A 14,482-nucleotide genomic window follows, 5' to 3' on the forward strand; every position below is an offset into this window, starting at 1 on the left:
CTATGCGATTCTTTCTCCGGCTTGTTGCTCTGTTTGCAGTCGCCATCGGCCTGGCCGTGCTGGCGCGTTACAACCCCGGTAATGTGGTGATGTTTTTCCCGCCGTACCGGATTGACCTGTCGCTGAATTTTTTCGTCATTTCGCTGGCGATCCTGTTCATCATCCTGTACGTGCTGATCCGGGCGATCCGGGTCACCCAGAAATTGCCGGGGCGGGTGATCGGTTACCGCCGCCACAAACGCGAAACCACCGCCAACAACGCCTTGCGCGATGCGCTCAAGTCCCTGTTCGAAGGCCGTTTCGGCCAGGCTGAAAAAGCCGCCACGCGCGCCGCCGAACTGCAGGACAACCTGGGCGTGGCAGCCTTGATCGGCGCCCGCGCCGCCCATCGCATGGGGCAGCCGGAACGGCGCGACATCTGGCTGGCCAGCATCGAAGACGACGAGCCGCTGAAAACCGCGCGCCTGATCACCACCTTGGATCTGCTGGTGGATGAGCACAAGTCGCAGGAAGCACTGCACACCGTCAATGAATTGAACGCGCGCGGTACGCGCCATATCCACGCCTTGCGGCTGGCGCTGAAAGCCAACCAGCAAGCCAAGAACTGGCCGGAAGTACTGCGCCTGGTGCGCACCCTGAACAAACACGACGCCTTGCATCCGGCCCTGTCGACGCGCCTGCGCGAGCTGGCTTACGACGGCTTGCTGTCGGATGAAGCGCACGACGCCGAATCGATCACCCGGCTGTGGGGCACGGTGCCGAACGAAGACCGCACCAAGCCATTCATCGCCATGCGCGGCGCCCAGGCGTTCAACAAGAGCGGCCTGCACGCTGAAGCGCGCGCCCTCGTCGAAAAATCGCTGGCGACAGAGTGGGACCAGCGCTTGCTGGCAGTCTACCGTGACGCTGCTGCGGCTGAGGCATCGCCCGAGCTGTTGTCGCAAATCGAGCACTGTGAACACTGGGCCGTCAGGGCCCCCAACGACCCAGAGCTGGCGCTGACCCTGGGCACATTCTGCTTCAAGCAAAAATTATGGGGCAAGGCCCAGCGCCATCTGGAGCAGGCTTTGTCGGATGCGGTAGCGCCGGCCACGGTGCGCGAAGCGCATCTGAAACTGGGACAATTGCACGAGGCGATCGACCAGCAGGCGCTGGCAGCCGAGCATTATCGCCAGTGCGCGCTGGCTACCACGCTGTAACGGAAACATCGCTGTAGCCTTGCGCTACGCTGAAATGGGGCAGGGGTGATTACGCAGTCTGGGAGCGTAAGACCCTGTCCCTTTTTTCTTGGCCGCCGCTGTTTTCAAAGATTGAGTTGCTGCGATTTTGTTGAAAGCGCAATCGTCGCCTATACTTGTAATCCGTCATTACCCATGAAAGAGATTCATTGAACAACCTGTTATTGGTTATCGCAGCATTATTTCTGGTAGCGCTCAACGGCTTTTTTGTTGCTGCCGAATTCGGTTTAGTCAAATTACGCCAGACCCGTATCCGCGCCATCGCCAAGACCCAAGGCCTGCGCGGGCGCATCCTGGCGATAGTGCATCGCCAGCTGGACGCTTACCTGTCCGCCTGCCAACTCGGTATCACGCTCGCCTCGCTGGGCCTGGGCTGGATCGGCGAACCGGCGTTCGCCAGCCTGCTGCAGCCGGTGTTCGGCTGGATCGGCATCAGCTCGCCGGAACTGATACACGGCATTTCCTTCTTCTTCGCCTTCTTCCTGATCTCCTTCCTGCACATCGTGATCGGTGAACTCGCGCCCAAGACCGTCGCGATCCGCAATCCCGAAGTGATAGGGCTGTGGTGCGCCTTGCCCTTGTACGGTTTTTACTGGGCCATGTACCCGGCGATCTGGGCGCTCAATGCCAGCGCCAACTGGATCCTGCGCATGGCCGGCCTGGCTGGCGCTCACGGCCATGATGCACAGTATTCGGCGGATGAGCTGAAGCTGATCCTGCGCGGCAGCCATGCCGGCGAAAAATTCAACCGCGACGAATGGAACGTGCTGGCGCAATCGCTGGATTTCAGCGAGCTCGAAGTATCCGACCTGATGCGGCCCATCAACGAGATCACGGCCCTGCACCAGGCGCGCAGCTTGCAGGAAAACCTGCAGACCATCTATCGCCACCGCTTTAGCCGCTATCCTTATTTCGACCAGAGCGGCGTCAATGTGCTGGGCGTGATCCATCTCAAGGATCTGTTCATCGCGCAGCAGGAAGGCAAGTCGATCGAGAGCCTGAACGCTTATCTGCGGCCGGTGGAATACGTATCCTCGCGCATGCCGGCGCTGGAACTGTTCCGCCGCTTCCGCACCGGCGCGCCGCATTTCGCCATCATCGGCAAGAAGGGCAGCAAGCCGGAAGGCTTCATTACGCTGGACAACCTGCTGGGCGCGATGGTGGGCGAGATCCGTGACGAATTCCGGCGCAACGACAACGAATGGAGCCGCCTCGACGACGGCACTCTGCTGGGCAAGGGCAGCCTGCCTATCTTCAGCCTGGAGCGGATACTCGGCATCGACGTCGCGATCGAGGGCGATGAAGATGTCGATTCGGTCGGTGGCCTGATCATGGCCAAGCTGGGCGACCTGCCGCATGAAGGACAGAAGATCGGGTTCGACGGTTTTGACATCGTGGTCAAGAAAATGAACGGGCCGCGGATCGTGCTGGTCAAGGTTTATCCGGCGGCGCGTGCGGTCGATGCTGAATAGGCACCATGCTGATTGCGATTACATCGAAGAATATCCATAGTTGATTCGTCCCTGAAAAAGAAGGGACCGGGGTTGACAGCCTGAATTGCAAAAAACGCACAAGCCGCGCAATGCGGTGGCGGGGAGCCTTGGGGCTGCTGGTTTTACTTTTTGCACCGGTCTGTCAACCTTGCCATCTGCCATCCCCTCAGTCTGAATGTGGAAAGCGGCCTCACAGCGACTCTGGAGATCGCTATAACCTGCATCACACGTCCCCCCAATTTTCGCAATAGTCGCTCGATCAGAGCATCAGCCTTATTCTTTATTGGTCGACGAGTTGCGGCCGGAGCGTTGTCTGAGCGCCGGGAGTCATATGGATATTCTCAACGCCTTGCACGTGAAGGCCAGGGAGCAGGTGCTGTCTAATTGAGTTCAGTGTTGCATATAGTATAAGATAGTTGCAAAAGCGAACGGCTTTGACGTATCTTTGTTGAGTAATCGATTGACTCAACATGTTGGCGCTCCAGTCTAAGCGAACATGTGTCGTTGCAAGACCTGACTCCGGCCATGTTCAATCATTATTTTGTACTCTTACCTGAAGATTTTATGCGCCTGAAAATAATCACGATTTCCATTGCGATAAGTTTGCTCATTGGGGCTTGTAGTACGCCATCGAACAACGTGATAACAACAAGAGCCAAGACGAAACCATCTACTTGTGGACGACCCGCCTATCCGAGAGCGTCCATGGCCGCTAAAGAAACTGGGGTTGTAGATGTGAGCCTGCATATTTCCAAAGAAGGGCGAGTTATAGAAACAAAAATCGCGAGCTCTAGTGGACATCAAAGATTAGATTCAACAGCCGCTCTAGCAATGAGAGCGTGCGAATTTGTACCTGCCACTGTGAATGGCGTAGCTATAGATTCGTGGGAAAAGATGAGATGGATTTGGCGCACTGAATAAAGCCATCCAGCTTGAAAGGCCGCGATCAGAAGCGGCCGGTCGTAAGTCATCATTCGATAATGAATAATCATGACTATTCTTGAAACAAAGCGGTTGAAATTGATCCCATTTTGCGACGACCATCTTGCTGGTTTAACCGCGATTAATAGTGACCCAGAGGTCATGACTTACATCGGCAACGGCGCCCCAATGTCTGAGGCTGACAGCCAAGCAATGATCGATCGCGTAAAACCGAGATGGACTTCGCACGGATTCTCATGGTGGAGTGTTTTCCGTAAAGACGACAATCTGATGATTGGTGCGGCGACATTGCAACCGTTGGCTGCTCAGACAGGTGCTGTCCCGGAAATCGGTTGGAGGTTAAGGCGAGACTGTTGGGGGAAGGGTTATGCGACTGAAGCTGCTGAACGGATCGTTTTGTTCGCAAAAGAACTGGGCATTCCTGAAGTGGTTGCCGTGGCAAATCCTGGCAATATTGCCTCCATTGCAGTGATGGAGCGGCTTGGCATGCAGTACCGCGGCATCGAAACCCACTACAACGCTCCATGCGCTGTCTACCAGGTAAGCTTGCGCTTGAAGACGGTTCAAGAGGCGGCAGCGCCGTTGTCGCAGGCTGGCGAAGGCCATTGACGGCGCCGACTATGGTGAACGGTAAGCAAGGAAAGCAGAGTTATCCGCGCGCTCACCGCGAGGAATGAAGCTGTATGGAAGGCTTAGGCTTCGGGTTCCTGGCAAACCGCTTCGATGTTGTGCCCGTCGGGACCAATCACAAAAGCTGCATAGTAGTTCGCGTTGTATTGCGGGCGCGGACCAGGCGCACCATTGTCTTTGCCACCCGCTTCCAGGGCCGCGCGATAGAAAGCGTCGACCTGCTGGCGGTTCTCGGCCGTGAACGCCAAGTGAAGATGCGCCGGCCTCTCCTCGGTTTGGTACAGGCACAATGAAGCCTTACTCTTTGGGCCAAGAAGCTCGACGCCATACGTCGGCGGCCCCTCCGAAACAACAGCTACGCCGAGCGGTTCGAGTGCCTTGAGGAAGAATATTTTGCTCACCGCATAGTCGCTGACGCCGAATTTGACGTGGTCAAACATGAGTTCTCCTGAAGAGTACGGGCCTGCGCCAGGCCCAACCAAGACGTTTGCCATAGAGGCTTATTTGGCAATTGTACCGTGTAACTCGGCCACACTGGCCCGAGCCCTATGCAATTTTTTGTAGCTGTCGATCAGGCGCTGGTGCCTGTCGAGACCCTCCAGTTTCATACTCGTTGGCGTCAGCCCGAAGAAGCGCACGCTGCCGTCCACCGACCCCATTACCGCATCCATCCGGGCGTTGCCAAACATCCGGCGGAAATTGACCGCGTAATCGTCCAGTTCCAGCTCGTCATCCAGCTGCACCTCCAGCACCACATTCAAGGCCTGATAAAACAATCCGCGCTCGGCCGAGTTGTCGTTGTATTGCAGGAAGGCTTCCACCTGCTCTTGCGCCTCGTCAAATTGCTGCAAGGCGAGATGAATCAGCAGCTTCAGCTCGAGAACCGTCAGTTGCCCCCAGTCCGTATTCTCGTCAAATTCGATACCGATCAATGTCGCGATGTCGGAATATTCATCGAGCTCATTGTTATCCAGACGCTCAAGCAGCGCTTCCAGGCTGGCATCGTCCAGGCGATGCAGATTCAAGATATCGACGCGGAACAGCAGCGCCTTGTTGGTGTTATCCCAGACCAGATCTTCTATCGGGTAAATTTCCGAATAACCGGGCACCAGAATCCGGCAGGCTATGGCGCCTAAATTGTCATACGCCGCCATATACACCTGTTTGCCCATGTCTTCGAGAATACCGAACAAGGTCGCGGCTTCCTCGGCATTGGAGCTGTCTTTCTGACCCTGGCTGGAAAAATCCCATTCCACAAAATCGAAATCCGCTTTGGCGCTGAAAAAACGCCATGACACAATGCCGCTGGAATCGATGAAGTGTTCGACAAAGTTGTTTGGCTCTGTCACGGCTTCGCTGGCAAAGGTGGGCCGAGGCAATTCGTTGAGGCCTTCAAAACTGCGCCCCTGCAGCAATTCCGTCAGGCTGCGCTCCAGCGCCACCTCCAGGCTTGGATGCGCGCCGAACGAGGCAAACACGCCGCCGGTGCGCGGGTTCATCAAGGTGACGCACATCACCGGGTACACCCCGCCCAGCGAGGCATCTTTCACCAGCACCGGAAAACCCTGCTCTTCCAAGCCCTGAATGCCGGCCAGAATGCCAGGGTATTTCGCCAGCACTTCCTGCGGCACATCTGGCAGTGTGATTTCACCTTCCAGGATTTCGCGTTTTACCGCCCGTTCGAAAATCTCCGACAGGCATTGCACCTGTGCTTCGGCCAGCGTGTTGCCGGCACTCATGCCATTGCTGACGTACAGGTTTTCGACCAGGTTGGACGGGAAGTACACCACCTCGCCGTCCGACTGCCGCACATACGGCAGCGAACAGATGCCGCGCTGTACATTGCCGGAGTTGGTGTCGACCAGGTGCGAGCCGAATAAATCGCCGTCGGGATTGTAAATTTGCAGACAGTACTCATCCAGAATTTCAGCCGGCAGCGCATCTTTACGGCCAGGCTTGAACCAGCGCTCGTTCGGGTAATGTACAAACTCCGCGTTGGCGATGTCTTCGCCCCAAAACGCGCCGGCGTAGAAATGGTTGCAATTGAGCCGCTCGATATACTCTCCCAACGCCGACGCCAGCGCGCTTTCCTTGGTCGCTCCCTTGCCGTTGGTAAAACACATCGGCGAGTGTGCATCGCGGATATGCAGCGACCACACATTGGGAACAAGATTGCGCCACGAAGCGATTTCAATCTTGATGCCCAAGGCCGCCAGAACGCCCGACATGTTGGCGATGGTTTGTTCCAGCGGCAGATCCTTGCCGACAATATAGGTGCTGGCGTCAGAAGCCGGCTTCAACGTCAGCAACGCCTGCGCATCGGCATCCAGGTTCGCGACCTCTTCAATGACAAATTCGGGCCCGGCCTGCACCACCTTTTTCACCGTACAGCGCTCGATGGAGCGCAAAATTCCTTGGCGGTCTTTGGCGGAGATATCCGCCGGCAACTCAACCTGAATCTTGAAAATCTGCTGGTAGCGGTTTTCCGGATCAACGATATTATTCTGCGACAGGCGGATGTTTTCGGTAGGAATATTGCGAGTTACACAATACAGCTTCACAAAATAAGCTGCACACAAGGCCGACGAAGCCAGAAAATAATCGAAGGGACCAGGCGCAGAACCATCGCCCTTGTAACGGATAGGCTGGTCGGACACTACCGTGAAGTCATCGAACTTGGCTTCAAGACGCAGCTTGTCGAGAAAATTGACCTTGATTTCCATGGGGGAACTCTAAAAATGATGTAGGCGCTATTATCCGTCGCCGCGCCGGTACCGTGCAATGTATCGATGGTTTTCTCAAACGTTGTCGTAAACGGGTGATTTGCCGGGCGAACGCCATGGCGCGGCAGATGGTTGGAAGCGGTGAACTTCCATGCGCCATGGCGATATCCAAGGCAGCGCCAAGTGCAGTTGCACCAGATGGAATCGCCGCGAGTTCCGCCAATTCAGAGCTGCATCATCACAGCATCACAGATGCCATAGATGCCCTTCGAGGGTAAAAGGCCGGTTCAGGCGATCGGCGGCCTGCCAGCGAAAACCGCCAATTGAGCGTCGAAAGCACGCTTGTAGGCGGGCCGCGCTTCGCCCTGGGCGACATAGGCGGCCAGGTTCGGATATTCATCCAGCATGCCCGATGCTTTCAACCTGAGCAGCACCGTCACCATCATCAGGTCGCCCGCGCTGAACGCGCCATCCAGCCATTCGGCATCGCCAAGGCGATCGGAAAGTTCGCCCAGCCGGTCGCGGATACGATTCTTGACGAGAGGCAGGCGCTGCTCGTACCAAGCCTTGTCGCCCTCCAGGAACTTGGCGGTCTGGAGATCAAGAATCGGCGGCTCAACGGTGTTGAGCGCGGCAAACATCCATGTGATCGCGCGTGCGCGGGCATTCGCATTGGCAGGTAGCAAGCCTGCATGGCGCTCTGCGATATGGAACACGATCGCGCCCGACTCGAACAGGGCAAGATCGCCTTCTTCATAGGTCGGAATCTGCCCGAAAGGATGAAGCGCCCGATGTGCGGGTTCCTTCATCGCACCGAACGAAACCAGGCGAACCTCGTAAGGTTGGGCGACTTCTTCAAACGCCCAGCGGACGCGCATGTCACGCGCAAGCCCCTTGCCGCCATCGGGCGACCGTTCAAAGACCGTAATAGTGGGGATCATTGGAAGGGACATGGCGATTTCTCCTTTGCTGGATGTCTGGTCGAGTGCCGGATACGGATTTTTTACTGTGCACTTACTAGACGTTCGAGATAGGGCTAAATCGACATCCCTGAGCTATTTTTTTGCTAATCCTCAAATCTACGGAAAAATCGCCCCCAGCCTTACCGCCCAGCCCGCCATCGGCGTACCCGACCAGGCATTCCGGTTAAACAGGTAAAGCCGCTGGCTGCGCAGCTTGTTCGGCCAAGGTTGTTCATCCAGCGACAAGCCAAGGCTAGGCTGGCATTCCGGACGCGGGAAGCGGCCTTCTTGATTCAGGACGTCGCGCATGCGGCCGGCGTCGCCGCTCATGCGGAATGCGATCGGCACTACCTCGTCGGCCGGCAGGTCGGCCAGCCAGGCGTCGCCCACGCACCATGAAGCCAGCGCCGTGATCGACAAGGCGACATTGGCCGGCAGGGCGTCGCGGCTGCGTTTGACGACGTCCGCCAGGAACGGCTTCTGGCTATGCATGACTTCGAAATCGAGCTGCACCACCTGGCTCGGACTGCGGGCTGCGGCAGCTACCACGGCGTTGACGATAATCTTTTTCTGTTTTTCATTCAGTTGCGGTTTACGCGCGCCGCGCGCCATATCGATATGGACGATGGTGACCAGCGGCGCTTTTTGCTGCACGCGGTTTTGCGCGTACCAGGCCGGCGGCAGCTGCAGGGGTTGCTGGCGCCGGCGCACGCTGGCGCTGCCGTCGCGCAGCAGGATGGTGGTGTCCAGCACCGCAACGCCCATGCGCTGCTCCTGGATGGACGGCGCCGGCTGGTTATCGGCGCCGCCTTTCAGCGTTGCCTGGCGGGCGCTGCCGCTGATCCAGGCGCGGACATCGTCCGGCCGTTCTCCTACCCACAGCATCAGCGGCGGCAAAGCCGACAACGCAGCCTGGCGGCTGGCGAACGCCGGCGCTGCTTCTGCGGCGGCCGGTTTGGCCGGTTCGGTTTTGGCGAGCAGGGCGCTGCTGCCTGCCAGCAGCAACAGGCAGGACAGGCAATGCTTCAGGCCCAGGCGCGAGGCTGGCTTCGACAGGAAATAGATTGTGCTCAAGATGACTTTCAGGATTGAGTGCGGCTGCCGGCTTGCACCTGGCAAAAAGGGCAAGACGCGTCGTTTCCCGTCTTACCCTTCTGGTCAGGCTCGGCAACCGCAAGCTGTTACTGCATGAACCAGCCGTGGCTGACCACGATCGATTGTCCGGTCAGCGCGTTGGACTCAAAGCCGCCGAGGAAAATCGCGGTTTGCGCGACGTCGTGGGTGGTGGTGAATTCGCCGTCCACGGTGTCTTTCAGCATCACGGTCTTGATCACTTGCTCTTCGGTGATGCCGAGTTCCTTGGCTTGCTCGGGAATCTGCTTTTCCACCAATGGCGTGCGGACGAAACCTGGGCAGATGACGTTGGCGCGGATCTTGTCTTTTGCGCCTTCCTTGGCCACCACTTTCGCCAGGCCGATCAGGCCGTGCTTGGCGGTGACGTACGGCGCTTTCAGCGGCGAGCCTTCATGCGAGTGCACCGAACCCATGTAGATGATGGCGCCGCCGTTGCCCTTCTTGATCATTTCGCGCATGGCCGCGCGCGTGGTCAGGTAGGCGCCGTCGAGATGGATCGCCAGCATCTTTTTCCAGTTGTCGAGGGTCGAATCGACTACCGGGGCGATTATCTGGATGCCGGCGTTGCTGATCAGGACGTCGATGCTGCCGTAAGCGGCGACCGCATCGGCGATGCCCTTGTCGACCTGCGCTTCGTCGGTAACGTTCATGGCGACCGCCATGGCGATGCCGCCGGACTGGCTGATCTCGTTGGCGGTAGCGGTGGCGGCGTCGAGCGCGAGGTCGGCGATCACGACCTTGGCGCCGGCGCGTGCGTATTCGATGGCGATTTCCTTGCCGATGCCGCTGGCGGAACCGGTAATCAGGGCAACTTTATCTTTGAGTGACATGGCTATTCCTTTACTTGTTTATTTACTTGTTTATTTACTTGTTTATTGAGGTGCTTATTTGGCGAGGTAATCAAAAGCGACCGTGCCCAGCGGCAAGGTCAGGTCGGTCAGGATATGTACTGCGGAGATCACCTCCAGCACCGGCAGGTCGGCGATCGGGGCCAGCGCATGCGGATGCAAGTCTAGCGCGCCAGGGCCGCTCCAGGCGCCTTTGACGGTGATGTCGGTCAAGCTGTACTGTACCAGTTCGCAGATGCGCGGGGTGCCGTCCACATGCGGGATGATCTTCAGCAGGAAGCTGGGTGCTTCCAGCGACTTTTTTACCGCGGCGCTGTCGAGCGTCTTGTGCTTGTAGCCCATGGTGCCGGTGGCGATGCGGAAATCGCTGTAGTCCAGCGTGCCCATCAGGGTGTCGGTGTGCACCTGCAGTTCCGGGCTGCCGAGCTTTTTCGGGAAACCCCACAGTTCGCGGCCGCCGGCGATTGGCGGGTGGTCGTTCAGGTACATATTGTGGACGTAACCGCCGGCCACGCCGTTCAGGGTCACCGGTATGACCTGTCCCGATTCGCAGTAATGACCGAAGCCGGTCGAGTCAGGCATCTTGATGAATTCGAACTTGACGATGGGCTCGACGAACTGCAGCGGCGCCGGAATCATTTTCTTGAGGGCTTCCGGGTCGGTGCGGTAGGTGATGATCAGGAATTCGCGGTCGACAAAACGGTAGGGGCCGGGCGGAAAGGCCGGATTGTGGATCGGCATTGCAAAGGCGTTGTCGCGTACTTCGTTTTCAGTCATGTTTCTTCCTCGCTATGAAAGGACTTGCTGTAATACGGCTTGTCTGAGACAGGCAAAACAGGCGAAAGGTTGCCATTACTTTTCCGCGCATTTCACCGGGCAAAAATTCCGGCTCCGGCGCAAACCACGGGATTGGTAAAAAGCAATCTAGCCACATACGTCTGCACCCAAGCAAGATACACACCCAATATGACAAGACTATCTCAGGTATTGCCTGATAAATATCTCATGAGGAATTTACTTAAAGATCAATACAGAACAGAATGACGATCAAGGTTGCCAATTCAAGAGATTGCGGCAAACGTATCGAACAATGATTGCACAAAATGCAATTTCATGCCGGCGAACGTAAATAAGCTTGAGTGATGTTAACGTTATCAGCTAAAGTTGCGCTCTTTTTTCTATCTTTTCCTGCTTGGGGTCATCCAGGGAAGATGCAAGGACAAGACCGTCGATGGACGTAAGCGGTATGATCGGCGCTGGCTGCATGTGCACAATGTTATGGTTAGCAGCGCGGCCAGCAGCGATATTCTAAAAAAAACGTAATCTAATGGAGAGGACAAATGGCAAAACCAGCGCTCTACAAATCCCTTTATGTGCAAGTATTGACCGCCATCGTGATCGGCGTTCTGCTTGGGCATTTTTATCCGGAAACCGGCACCGCAATGAAGCCGCTCGGCGACGGTTTCATCAAGCTCATCAAGATGATCATCGCACCGGTGATTTTCTGCACCGTGGTGATCGGCATCGCCGGCATGGAAGACATGAAAAAGGTCGGCAAGACCGGCGGCCTGGCCCTGCTGTATTTTGAGATCATGAGCACCGTGGCCCTGATCCTCGGCCTGGTGGTGGTCAATGTCTGGCATCCGGGCACCGGCATGCACGTCGACCTGAGTTCGCTCGATACCAAGAGCATCGCCGCCTACACCGGCCCGGGCAAGATGGAGTCGACGGTCGACTTCTTCTTCCACATCATCCCGAGCAGCATGATCGACGCCTTCGCCAAGAACGAGATCCTGCAGGTGCTGCTGATCGCGATACTGTTCGGTTTCTCGCTGCATAAATTCGGCGGGCGCGGCACGCTGGTGTTCGATTTCATCGAAAAATTCTCGCATGTGCTGTTCGGCATGGTCGGCCTGATCATGAAGGTCGCACCGATCGGCGCCTTCGGCGCGATGGCTTTCACCATCGGCAAATACGGCGTCGGCTCCTTGCTGTCGCTGGGCCAACTGATGGGTGCTTTCTACCTGACCTGTTTGCTGTTCATCTTCGGCGTACTGGGCGTGGTCGCCAGGGTGCACGGCTTCAGCGTCTGGAAGTTCGTCAAGTACATCAAGGAAGAACTGCTGATCGTGCTCGGCACGTCGTCGTCGGAATCGGTGCTGCCGCGTCTGATGGGCAAGCTGGAAAACCTCGGCGCCAAGAAGTCGGTGGTCGGCCTGGTGATCCCGACCGGTTATTCCTTCAACCTGGACGGCACCTCGATCTACCTGACCATGGCCGCGGTCTTCATCGCCCAGGCGACCGATACGCCGATGTCGCTGATGCAGCAGTTGACCTTGCTGGCAGTCTTGCTGCTCACTTCCAAGGGCGCTGCAGGCGTCACCGGCAGCGGTTTCATCGTGCTGGCGGCGACCTTGTCGGCGGTTGGCCATGTGCCGGTTGCAGGCCTGGCGCTGATCCTGGGCATCGACCGTTTCATGTCGGAAGCGCGTGCGCTGACCAACACCATCGGCAACGGCGTGGCGACGATCATCGTGGCGAAGTGGACCGGCGAACTGGATGAGCAGCAATTGCATCGCCAGCTGGACAACAAGGGCATCGATGCGGAGCAGGAATTGGCCAAGCATGATGCTGCGGTTGAGCAGGCGGATCAGCGCAGCCATTCGTAAGTTGTAGGGTGGGCAGATTTTCTGCCCACGCTGAATTCGCTTGTCGAATGATGGGGGTTCCGCGTGGGCACAGGTGCCCACCCTACATAAAAAAGGAGATGCAATCGCATCTCCTTTTTTTACGCCTGCGGCTTGCCGGATCAGTTCAGCTTGACCGCATGCTCCCGCGTTTCATGGAACACCACCTGCGGCCAGCGCTCCTGCGTCAGGCGCAGGTTCACGCCCGAACTCGCCAGGTAAGCCATGTTGCCGGCAGCGTCGTAGGCAACGTTATGGCCGGCCGAGGATTTCTCGAAATCGGCCAGGATCTTCTTGTCGTCGCAGGTGATCCAGCGCGCGCTGCTGATGCTGGTGCCTTCGAACACGGCATCGACGCCGTACTCGTTGAGCAGGCGGCTGGCCACCACTTCGAACTGCAGCACGCCGACGCCGCCCAGCACCAGGTCGCTGCTGGTGACCGGCTTGAAGACCTGGATCGCGCCTTCTTCGCCGAGCTGCTGCAAGCCCTTGTGCAACTGCTTGATCTTGAGCGGGTTGCGGATCCGCACCGAGCGGAAGAAGTCCGGCGCGAAGTAGGGGATGCCGGTGAACTGCAGCATTTCGCCTTCGGAGAAACTGTCGCCGATCTGCATGTTGCCGTGGTTGGGCAGGCCGATGATGTCGCCGGCGTAGGCTTCTTCCACCTGTTCGCGGCTGGAGGCCATGAAGGTCACCACGTTCGATACCTTGATCTCGCGGTTCAGGCGCAGGTGCTTGATTTTCATGCCGCGCTGGAAGTGGCCGGAGCAGACGCGCAGGAAAGCGATGCGGTCGCGGTGCGCCGGGTCCATGTTAGCCTGGATCTTGAACACGAAACCGGAGAAGCTGGCTTCTTTCGGTTCCACTGTGCGCACGGTGGCGTCGCGCGAGCCTGGCGGCTGCGCCCAGTCGATCAGCGCATTGAGGATTTCGCGGATGCCGAAGTTGTTGATGGCGGAACCGAAGAATACCGGGGTCTGCACGCCGGCCAAGAACGCTTCCTGGTCGAACGGATGGGAAGCGCCGTGCACCAGTTCGACTTCCATCCGCAACTGCTCGATTTCGCGCGGGAACATTTCATCCAGGCGCGGGTTATCGATGCCCTTGATAACTTCAAATGTCTGGTCAGCCTTGTCGTTACCGGCGGCGAACAGCAGGATTTCGTCGCGCAGCAGGTGATACACGCCGCGGAAGGTCTTGCCCATGCCGATCGGCCAGGTCACCGGCGCGCACTGGATCTTCAGCACCGATTCCAGCTCATCCAGCAGCTCCAGCGGATCGCGGGTTTCGCGGTCCATCTTGTTCATCAGGGTGATGATCGGCGTATTGCGCATGCGGCAGACGTTGAGCAGCTTGATAGTCTGGGTTTCGACGCCCTTGGCGGCGTCGATCACCATCAGCGCCGAGTCGACTGCGGTCAGCACGCGGTAGGTATCTTCCGAGAAGTCCTGGTGGCCCGGGGTGTCGAGCAGGTTGACCACGTGGTCGCGATATTCGAACTGCATGACCGAGCTGGCGACCGAAATACCGCGCTGCTTCTCGATGTCCATCCAGTCCGAAGTCGCATGGCGGCCGCTCTTGCGGCCTTTGACGGTGCCGGCCAGCTGGATCGCGCCCGAAAACAGCAGCAGTTTTTCAGTCAGCGTGGTTTTGCCGGCATCCGGGTGGGAAATGATGCCGAATGTGCGGCGGCGCGCCACTTCAGTGGCGATCTGTTCGACAGAGACGTTATGGGCGACGATGTCGGCGGCGTCATTGTCGACGCCACTCAGGTTCGGCTGCTCGGAGACGGGTTCTTGCATGATGCGTGGTTCAAGCGGTCTCG

At 57.8% G+C, this 14,482-nt stretch carries 12 protein-coding genes; 5 read left to right on the top strand and 7 right to left on the bottom strand.

Going from position 1 to position 14,482, the window contains the following annotated elements; translation table 11 throughout:
• The first annotated feature begins 2 nt into the window (after positions 1-2).
• From CFU_RS07265 to CFU_RS07275, 4 genes are all read left to right on the top strand, one after another.
• On the top strand, positions 3-1,199 hold the full coding sequence (locus tag CFU_RS07265) for a heme biosynthesis protein HemY (RefSeq protein ID WP_014005399.1): 1,197 nt from the start codon (positions 3-5) through the stop codon (positions 1,197-1,199).
• A gap of 188 nt (positions 1,200-1,387) precedes the next feature.
• The gene (locus tag CFU_RS07270) at positions 1,388-2,710 is read left to right on the top strand and encodes a hemolysin family protein (RefSeq protein WP_014005400.1); all 1,323 of its coding nucleotides are present in this window, start codon (positions 1,388-1,390) and stop codon (positions 2,708-2,710) included.
• 726 nt (positions 2,711-3,436) lie between these two features.
• On the top strand, positions 3,437-3,652 hold the full coding sequence (locus CFU_RS25520) for an energy transducer TonB (protein WP_190275231.1): 216 nt from the start codon (positions 3,437-3,439) through the stop codon (positions 3,650-3,652).
• Positions 3,653-3,721: 69 nt separating this feature from the next.
• Positions 3,722-4,282 (top strand): GNAT family N-acetyltransferase, encoded by a 561-nt coding sequence (locus CFU_RS07275; protein WP_014005401.1) that lies wholly within the window; start codon positions 3,722-3,724, stop codon positions 4,280-4,282.
• Between the two features lie 83 nt (positions 4,283-4,365).
• Here the strand turns inward: CFU_RS07275 and CFU_RS07280 are convergent, their stop codons facing one another.
• The 6 genes from CFU_RS07280 to CFU_RS07305 all read right to left on the bottom strand — a co-directional run bounded on the left by CFU_RS07280 (position 4,366) and on the right by CFU_RS07305 (position 10,747).
• Entirely contained in the window at positions 4,366-4,743 is a 378-nt protein-coding gene (locus CFU_RS07280) for a VOC family protein (RefSeq protein WP_041741448.1), read from the bottom strand.
• A 60-nt stretch (positions 4,744-4,803) separates the two neighbouring features.
• On the bottom strand, positions 4,804-7,026 hold the full coding sequence (locus tag CFU_RS07285; protein WP_014005402.1) for an OsmC domain/YcaO domain-containing protein: 2,223 nt from the start codon (positions 7,024-7,026) through the stop codon (positions 4,804-4,806).
• A 287-nt stretch (positions 7,027-7,313) separates the two neighbouring features.
• Positions 7,314-7,979, bottom strand: coding sequence for a glutathione S-transferase family protein (locus CFU_RS07290; protein ID WP_014005403.1), 666 nt, complete (start codon positions 7,977-7,979; stop codon positions 7,314-7,316).
• Positions 7,980-8,105: 126 nt separating this feature from the next.
• Entirely contained in the window at positions 8,106-9,062 is a 957-nt protein-coding gene (locus tag CFU_RS23240) for a hypothetical protein (RefSeq protein ID WP_050808505.1), read from the bottom strand.
• Positions 9,063-9,169: 107 nt separating this feature from the next.
• On the bottom strand, positions 9,170-9,952 hold the full coding sequence (locus CFU_RS07300) for a 3-hydroxybutyrate dehydrogenase (protein WP_014005405.1): 783 nt from the start codon (positions 9,950-9,952) through the stop codon (positions 9,170-9,172).
• 54 nt (positions 9,953-10,006) lie between these two features.
• Positions 10,007-10,747 carry an acetoacetate decarboxylase gene (locus CFU_RS07305; RefSeq protein ID WP_014005406.1) on the bottom strand — a complete coding sequence of 247 codons (741 nt, stop codon included), beginning with the start codon at positions 10,745-10,747 and terminating at the stop codon, positions 10,007-10,009.
• A gap of 563 nt (positions 10,748-11,310) precedes the next feature.
• Here CFU_RS07305 and CFU_RS07310 point away from each other — a divergent pair.
• Positions 11,311-12,639, top strand: coding sequence for a dicarboxylate/amino acid:cation symporter (locus CFU_RS07310; protein WP_014005407.1), 1,329 nt, complete (start codon positions 11,311-11,313; stop codon positions 12,637-12,639).
• A 140-nt stretch (positions 12,640-12,779) separates the two neighbouring features.
• On the opposite strand, the gene CFU_RS07315 is transcribed toward CFU_RS07310, so the two are convergent.
• Positions 12,780-14,459: a peptide chain release factor 3 gene (locus tag CFU_RS07315; protein WP_014005408.1), complete on the bottom strand. Its 1,680-nt coding sequence runs from the start codon at positions 14,457-14,459 to the stop codon at positions 12,780-12,782.
• Positions 14,460-14,482: the final 23 nt, after the last annotated feature.

Source organism: Collimonas fungivorans Ter331 (assembly GCF_000221045.1).
GTDB lineage: Bacteria > Pseudomonadota > Gammaproteobacteria > Burkholderiales > Burkholderiaceae_D > Collimonas > Collimonas fungivorans_A.

Coding starts and splice junctions, on each gene's coding strand:
- CFU_RS07265 (WP_014005399.1), top strand. CDS start 3: ATGCGATTCTTTCTCCGGCTTGTTGCTCTGTTTGCAGTCGCCATCGGC.
- CFU_RS07275 (WP_014005401.1), top strand. CDS start 3,722: ATGACTATTCTTGAAACAAAGCGGTTGAAATTGATCCCATTTTGCGAC.
- CFU_RS07290 (WP_014005403.1), bottom strand. CDS start 7,979: ATGTCCCTTCCAATGATCCCCACTATTACGGTCTTTGAACGGTCGCCC.
- CFU_RS07315 (WP_014005408.1), bottom strand. CDS start 14,459: ATGCAAGAACCCGTCTCCGAGCAGCCGAACCTGAGTGGCGTCGACAAT.
- CFU_RS07285 (WP_014005402.1), bottom strand. CDS start 7,026: ATGGAAATCAAGGTCAATTTTCTCGACAAGCTGCGTCTTGAAGCCAAG.
- CFU_RS07310 (WP_014005407.1), top strand. CDS start 11,311: ATGGCAAAACCAGCGCTCTACAAATCCCTTTATGTGCAAGTATTGACC.
- CFU_RS07280 (WP_041741448.1), bottom strand. CDS start 4,743: ATGTTTGACCACGTCAAATTCGGCGTCAGCGACTATGCGGTGAGCAAA.
- CFU_RS07300 (WP_014005405.1), bottom strand. CDS start 9,952: ATGTCACTCAAAGATAAAGTTGCCCTGATTACCGGTTCCGCCAGCGGC.
- CFU_RS25520 (WP_190275231.1), top strand. CDS start 3,437: ATGGCCGCTAAAGAAACTGGGGTTGTAGATGTGAGCCTGCATATTTCC.
- CFU_RS07305 (WP_014005406.1), bottom strand. CDS start 10,747: ATGACTGAAAACGAAGTACGCGACAACGCCTTTGCAATGCCGATCCAC.